Origin of the sequence: Candidatus Pelagibacter sp. (genome assembly GCF_052049835.1) — a bacterium.
In the GTDB taxonomy this organism is placed as follows: Bacteria; Pseudomonadota; Alphaproteobacteria; order Pelagibacterales; family Pelagibacteraceae; genus Pelagibacter.
In genome coordinates, this window is sequence record NZ_JBNGZF010000010.1 from 1 (window position 1) to 6,723 (window position 6,723).

General features: G+C 23.8%; 8 protein-coding genes. 4 read left to right on the forward strand and 4 right to left on the reverse strand.

Annotated features, from left to right (window positions below; all coding sequences use genetic code 11):
- Positions 1–683 (reverse strand): Gfo/Idh/MocA family protein (locus ACTT9R_RS05315; protein WP_440926976.1); only part of this gene is annotated, 683 nt, incomplete at its 3' end.
- Positions 661–1,956: a DUF4910 domain-containing protein gene (locus tag ACTT9R_RS05320; RefSeq protein ID WP_440926977.1), complete on the reverse strand. Its 1,296-nt coding sequence runs from the start codon at positions 1,954–1,956 to the stop codon at positions 661–663. The genes ACTT9R_RS05320 and ACTT9R_RS05315, both read right to left, overlap by 23 nt.
- A gap of 98 nt (positions 1,957–2,054) precedes the next feature.
- Here ACTT9R_RS05320 and ACTT9R_RS05325 point away from each other — a divergent pair, with 98 nt between their 5' ends.
- From ACTT9R_RS05325 to ACTT9R_RS05340, 4 genes are read left to right on the forward strand one after another with little or no spacing between them, the layout of a single operon-like run.
- Positions 2,055–3,095 (forward strand): LLM class flavin-dependent oxidoreductase, encoded by a 1,041-nt coding sequence (locus tag ACTT9R_RS05325; RefSeq protein ID WP_440926978.1) that lies wholly within the window; start codon positions 2,055–2,057, stop codon positions 3,093–3,095.
- Positions 3,082–4,218 carry a hypothetical protein gene (locus ACTT9R_RS05330; RefSeq protein ID WP_440926979.1) on the forward strand — a complete coding sequence of 379 codons (1,137 nt, stop codon included), beginning with the start codon at positions 3,082–3,084 and terminating at the stop codon, positions 4,216–4,218. Before ACTT9R_RS05325 ends, ACTT9R_RS05330 begins: the two co-directional genes overlap by 14 nt.
- A gap of 5 nt (positions 4,219–4,223) precedes the next feature.
- Positions 4,224–4,841, forward strand: a complete 618-nt coding sequence (locus ACTT9R_RS05335; protein WP_440926980.1) for a 2OG-Fe(II) oxygenase — start codon at positions 4,224–4,226, stop codon at positions 4,839–4,841.
- Positions 4,838–5,719: an aminotransferase class IV gene (locus ACTT9R_RS05340; protein WP_440926981.1), complete on the forward strand. Its 882-nt coding sequence runs from the start codon at positions 4,838–4,840 to the stop codon at positions 5,717–5,719. Before ACTT9R_RS05335 ends, ACTT9R_RS05340 begins: the two co-directional genes overlap by 4 nt.
- Before the next feature lie 3 nt (positions 5,720–5,722).
- On the opposite strand, the gene ACTT9R_RS05345 is transcribed toward ACTT9R_RS05340, so the two are convergent.
- Both ACTT9R_RS05345 and ACTT9R_RS05350 read right to left on the reverse strand, forming a co-directional pair.
- A complete protein-coding gene (locus ACTT9R_RS05345; RefSeq protein ID WP_440926982.1) occupies positions 5,723–5,944 on the reverse strand; it encodes a hypothetical protein in 222 nt (73 codons plus the stop codon).
- Positions 5,934–6,656, reverse strand: a complete 723-nt coding sequence (locus ACTT9R_RS05350) for an AAC(3) family N-acetyltransferase (RefSeq protein ID WP_440926983.1) — start codon at positions 6,654–6,656, stop codon at positions 5,934–5,936. The genes ACTT9R_RS05345 and ACTT9R_RS05350 overlap by 11 nt, the downstream gene beginning before the upstream one ends.
- Positions 6,657–6,723: the final 67 nt, after the last annotated feature.

A 6,723-nucleotide genomic window follows, 5' to 3' on the forward strand; every position in this document is an offset into this window, starting at 1 on the left:
CCATGAATTTTTTTATAATTATTTTTATATTTAAAATTAATTACAATTTTTGGATATTTAATCGTAAAATTAGATGCAAAATCTTTAGATAATTTTTTTTTAAATTTTGATTTATTAACAATATAATTATTTCCAAAAAAACTTAAAAATAAAGAAATATAATGACTGGCAGAGTTTAAAATACCATCAGAATAAGTTACATTAATTTTAATATTATCTTTTTTGTATAAGATTTTTTTTATTTTTTTAGTTGAATTTAAGTATAATCTTTGAAAATTAACAAAGCATTTTGAATTTTTTCTTTCTAATAAATTTGATATTTTTTTAATTTGTGAAAGATTTTCAGTGCAAGGTTTTTCGCAAAGAATAAATTTATTTTTAGTAATTTCTAGTATTTGTTTTAATATTTTGTATTGTTTTGATGTTGGTACGCTTAAAATGACCAAATCAAATCTTTCTCTTTTAATCAGCATTTTTAAAGATTTATAAGTATTAGTTGTATAAAATTTTTTAAAGCTTCTAAGTTTATTAGAATCATTATCAACTCCCGCTATCAATTTAAAATTCTTAGATAAATTTATTGCTTCTGCGTGAGAAATACATTTGTTATTTTTTAAGTTATATAGGAAGCCAGCTTTTCCCAAACCTATTATTACTGCATTATAAATTTTTTTTTTTTTCAAATTTTCTTTTCAATACTTTTGTTTCATTTAAAATTTTATATTCTTCAATCAATTTTTCTAATTTGATACCTGTTTTCAAGCTAATTTCAAAAATATCTCTACCATCACAATATGCAATAAAATTCATTCTATCTTTTATGTTCTGAGAATAGTTTCCAACTTTTGAAATGAAAGGATATAAATTTCTTTTACTCATCATTGGTTCACATTTGTATGTAGCTGTTGGATAAATTCCCATTTCAAAGGAATTAATAATATTTTTAAATACTTTGAGCGATTCAGCTAAATATTTCTCTTTTACTAAATCTAAATTGTCCAAACTAGTATGGTATTCTTTATATTCTCCAAATTTTGATCTACAAAATGTTGCCATAGGAATATCAACTCCCGGTGAACAATACTGTCTTTCGTCTGATCCTCTTTGAAGAAAAGAATATATTTTAAATTTATTCTTTTTTATAATTTGACATTTTAAAGCTTTATCTGAAATTGTATTTCCATTTTTACTTTCTACGAGACTATAAGATTTTCCATCACCTACACAAGTTAAGTTGAAAGCAGCAATTACATTTTTTCTTAAATATTTGTGATTTTTTGAAATGTAAGCAATTGAGCCTATTGTTTCTGGCATTAAAACAAACCTGTAAGTATAATATGTTTTTTTAAAGTTCTCTTTAAGATATTTAAGTATAGCATTTAGTAATATTGGTCCTGATAACTCGTTATTAGCCATTGATGGATGACAAACATAGCTTGAAAACAAAATTTCTGTTTTTACTTTACCTTTAATGATTGCATGAGAACCATTCAAGTATCCTTTTTTCAATTGACTATCTATATTTACTTTGTATTTTCCTCTAGGAAGTTTATTGAGTTGATGTTTATTTAAACAAAATCCCCAGTCTTTTTTGTAGTAAGAAGTTACATATGGAATAGCATTTGGTATTTTGTGAGAAATAATTTTTTTTTTCAATACTTTTAAATCTAATATTTTTTTAATTGGTATTGAATATCCTACTAAATGAAGGTTATTTTTTTTAAATTCAGCAAATTTTTTTTTTGTTTTTATATGCTCAATATAAGCATCATTAACATTCCATTCTAAAGGTATTTCCCAGTCAAAAACTTTTGTACCTGTTTTAAATTTAATTATTTTAAATTCATTATTTATCTTTTTGAAATAATTAAGAGTTTTTAGTGTATCTTTTCCAGTTATGGATCTATTTAAATGAAATAAATCTTTTAGACATTTTGTAAAATTTAAATCTTTCATAAAATTTTTTAGATAAATTAATTATCTTGAATTTAGTATTAATGTGCATATATCTAATCTAAAAATCAATAATTGACTAAACTAAAATAGAGTAATCAATGAAAAAAAGTGTATTTTATATACCTTGTTATCCAAAAAACACAAAAACTCGTAAAATTATTGAACAAATAAAAGAGTCAGTTTTACTATGTGATAAATATGGTTTTGTTGAGGCTTTTTTTGGTGAACATATTGCAGATAAACATGAAAAAATATCATCAAGTTTAATGATTGCAGCATCATTAGCGCTTGTGACAAAAAAAATAAAATTAGGTACACTTACAACCAATTTAAATTTCTATCATCCATCTATTTTAGCTGCCCAAATTGCTCTTATTGATAATTTATCTAAAGGCCGATTAATTCTAGGCGTTGGCTCTGGAAGCAACAGGTCAGACGTTGAGTTAAATGATCTTATAAATCAAAATAATTATCTTTTGTCACTAGAGGTTTTAAGGATAGTAAGAAAACTTTTAAATGAAAAGGGGTTAATAAATATAAATTCAAAAAACTTCAAAATATCATCTAAAAAATTTGGAAGTAAAATTTTAGGACTTGGTTATTTTGATAATTTATATGAAAACAGAAAAAATCTTGAACTAATTATGCCAGCACTAAATCCAAATTCGAGAAATGTAACAAATTGCGCAAAAAAAGGATGGAGTATAGTTATTTCAAATTTTTGTGATCTAGATATTGTAAAAAATCATGTTGAAAATTATTTAAAACATAGCTCATTTACAAAGAAACAAGCATTAAAAAAAATAAAATTAGCAAGATTTATATATGTGGTTAAAAACAAGAACGATGCAGATAAAGCATTTTTAAAATCATCCCCTTATATGCAGGTTTTGAAAATAATTCATAAAAAGTTAAGTAAAAATAAACTAACTGGTTGCTTTGGTAATAAAAAAAAATTGAGTGATATTGCAAAAAGCTTGATTATTACAGGAACTGCTAAGGAAGTTAGTAAAAAAATTAAATTTATGAAACATGAAATTGGAGAACTAGGCAGTCTAACTTATGTTCATGTTCCTTTAGTAAATCGCAAAGTATTCGACGACTCATTAAAACTTTTTTCAAAAAATGTCAAAATTTGATACTAAAATTTATTTAGATCCATCTTTGTCAAAAAAAATTTTAGCCTCAATTAGAGATAAAAAAAAATTAAATTATAAATTATTAAAAATAACACATTTGAGGAAAAGATTAGAAGATTTAGAAAAAAAATTTAGATTAAAATTAAACGACAATTTAAAATTGAATTATAAAAATTACTTATTTTGGCAACTTGTACAGGAAGAATATGGTTTAGAAAATTTAGATATAAAAAAAAAATTGTCTGGAAATAAAAAAAATGAGGTAAATATAAACTTTACATATTTTATTAAATTTTTAGGTTTTAACCCTTCGCTGTTAAGTTTATTAATCTTTTCAAAAGAAATAAAAAAAATTGTTAAACAAAATAATTTTTTTGAAAGTTTGCAAAAGAAAATTGATCTTGAAAATATAAGTTCTTCAGAGCGTATAAACTTTATTAATTTATTGGATAAAAAAGAAATAAATCTTGTATCACCACTTTGTCCAGATTATGAGCATGTTAAAATAGGAAATAATTTATATAAATATACATTCAAAAAATTAGGAAACGGATTAGGTATGATGGGTTTAAGATTTCACTCTATTTATTCTGATCTTCTTAAGCTTTTTTTAAAAGAGAATACAAAATTAAATCTACATCTTTTATATGGTGACTTTGAGGGTTTTAGCAAACTTAATTGCAAAAGACTTAAAGAAACTGAGGCTAGTTTTTTAAAAAAAATAGATCAAAGTTCACAAAAGTTATCGCAAAAGATAAATTATAAAAAAACTTGTAGTGCAGTTGTAAAAGAGCTTGCAGATAAAAAAAAATGGAAAGCAGGTGTAAAAAAAAATATACAAATCATAAAAAATAAGATGAAAAAAGATTTAGAGTTTCGTATAAAAGTTTTAGAAATAGCAGAATCGAGAGCTCATCTTTATGCATCTTGGTTTCCAACTTTAAAAAAAAGTAAATATTTAGACATATCAATCGAGCAAGGAGCTGAATACACTACAATGGGTGATTTGTTCTTTAAAAAGTATAAAAATCTTTGTGTCCTTGCTTTTGACCACTCGAAAATGAAAATTTTTTATACTTTGAATAATTCCTTTCCAGTGCTATATGGCAAAAGAAGATATTAAATATCATGATTAAACATTCAAAAAATTATCTAAATAATGGAACGGCTTATATACCTGTTGATGAGAGTCCATTATCGAACGATGATTTAGAAAATCTAAATAAGTTTTGTTTAGAGGTAGATAAAGAATTTATTGAAATTGGAGACGCAGGAGAGTCAAATCATTTACTTGTTGGAAGATTTATGACGGATATAGAGAAACCAGAAAAAGTAAATAATAATTTTTCAGAAAAAGTAATTAAAATTTTATCTTCAAAAAAAGTAATTAATTTTATTAAAAAAATTTGTAATTGTAATGATGAAATTTTCATTAGAAGGGTTCAATACAACGAGATAACCGAGAATTGTTTTGTTGGATATCATTTGGATAAAGATAGTAACCCAGACTATCTAGCGGCAATTGTTTTACAGCTTGGAGTAAACTTTAATGGCGGTCTATATAGAGTTTATAATAAATTTAACAAAAAAAATTATATTGATTATAAACCAAATTATGGAAGTCTTTTGATAAGTGATTGTGAATATCCTCACGAGGTAACAAAAGTAGAAAGTGGAAAAAGAGGTTCTCTTGTTTTTTTTGTATCGAAAAATAATGGAAAGAACCCTAGAAATAAAAAAAATTGATAGATTTCTCTAAATTAAAAGGTAAGATTTATTTTAACGAAAAGTTTATAGATAACTCAAAAGCAAAAATACATGCTTTAAATCACTCACTACATTTTTCAGCATCAGTGTTTGAGGGAATTGCAATATATGATAAAAAACCTTTATTTGAGTTTGATCATTTTAAAAGGTTACAAAATTCAGCAAAAATATTAAAGCTTGACTTTAAACTAAGCGCTAAACAATTTTCAAAAATAAATGCTAAATTAGTTAAACACAATATTAAGTCTAATGGTTATATAAGACCTATAATTTTTAGAACCTCTCATTCAATGTCACCTGATACTACTTATTGTAAGTCCTCAATAGCTATTGCTTGTTGGAGTTGGGGAACACTTTTTAACAAAAAATCTATTACACTGGGGATATCAAAATGGCCAAAATTAAATAGGAAAATCTTTCCAATTGAGGCTAAATCCTCAGGTTCATACCAATCATCCGTTATTTCTAGAATTGAAGCAAAACAACAAGGTTTTGATGATTGTATAATGCTTGATAATGAAAAATATATCTCTGAAACAACAGCTTGTAATATTTTTTGGATTAAGAATAATATTGTTTACACACCTTCAACAGACTCTGCACTTAATGGAATTACTCGTCAAGCAGTAATAAGGATATTAAAAAAAGTAAAAGTATCTTGTAAGATTGGAAAATTTAGAATGAAAGATGTTCTGAACGCTGATTCAGTATTTTTAACTGGTACAGCAGCTGAAGTTCAGCTAGTTGGAAAGATAAATAAAACTGATTATAGTCTTAATAATTATATTTTCGATATAATTAAAAAAAACTACGATCTTATAAAATCTAAAAGTTTAAAAAGATTAAGTTCAATATAATTATTAGTTTATAAATCTATCTAAGTTATCTAATGTAAATTTCTTATGTTTTTTTTGATATTTATCTATATCGAATTTGTACTTTTTACTAAGCATTGTGACTAATGTAACAAGATCCATTGAGTCTAAAATAGCTTTTTTAACCAAATCGTCATTGGACTTTATTGTTTTTTTTTTTAATCTAGGGAATAATTTTTTTAACGCCTCTTGTGTTTTACTTTTCATTTTTTACCAAAAAAAATTTATTTTTTTTTAATTTATTTTTTGCAATATCATAGTATTTATTAAATGGTAACAAATAAATATCAAAAATATCAAAATTAAATTTTTTAATAATTTTATTTTTCATCAGTATTTTGTTAATTTTTCTGCCATCTTCAATTTTATTTTTTGAATAATTTCTAACATACATTTTTTCTTTAACAATTTTTTTTGTAGAAATATTTTTCCCTTTAAAAGTTTTAAAATATCTATAAGGAACCTTAGAATTCTCTTCACAGTAATGAATTACTAACCAATTGAAAATTTTTGGATCAATATTAATTCCTAATCCATAGGAATTATTATTTACCAAATATCCCAAAACAGAGTCATCTCCCCATGCGGTAGTTTGATTCAAGTTACAGATGTATTCTGCATTTGGACCACTGACTGCATAATTATACATTGGTTTGCTAGATCTTTTTAGCTTGAATTTTTTTACTAAAAATTTGCTTAGATATCCTGTTGTAATATCATTTGTTGAGTAACTTGTTTTTTTGGTTTTTGGAAAGTTTAAATTAAATGTGGGTATTATAATATTTTTATTTAACTTTTTTAAATTTTTATAAAGTTTAATTATATTTTTATTTATATCATTAATATTATGTTTAAAAATTAAATGTTGAAGATTAGAAAAAATTATAACATTTTCAGAATTTTTTAAAAATTTTTCCATGTTTTAGGTTAAAAATATTTTTTATAGTACGCTTTGTCTACTTTACCATTTTTATTAAATTTAATTT